This is a genomic window from Bacillus sp. mrc49 (genome assembly GCF_002803435.1).
The window spans coordinates 1-301 of sequence record NZ_PHNG01000446.1 but is presented as its reverse complement, the minus strand read 5'-3'; the positions used below and the strand labels follow the sequence as shown (position 1 = coordinate 301).

Here is a 301-nt window from a genome sequence, read left to right as displayed (position 1 = left end):
TCTAAACCAAAGACAACAGAATATTGAAGAGATGGAAAGCAAAGTGGACGAGACGGTTCGTAAGCAGCAAACAGAGCTTGAACGTGTTTCAGGTTTAACTCGTGAAGAAGCTAAAGCAATCATTATAGACCGAATGGAAAACGAGCTGGCTCACGATGTAGCGCTTATGATTAAAGAAAGTGATACCCGTGCCAAAGAAGAAGCTGATAAAAAAGCAAAAGAAGTTCTTTCTCTTGCCATTCAGCGTTGTGCGGCTGATCATGTTGCAGAAACCACCGTTTCTGTAGTGAATCTTCCAAAT

At 41.5% G+C, this 301-nt stretch carries 1 protein-coding gene; it reads left to right on the top strand.

The window, feature by feature from the left end:
• The coding region (locus tag CVN76_RS02705) for an Rnase Y domain-containing protein (protein WP_157805491.1) at window positions 1-301 on the top strand (301 nt) is incomplete at both ends.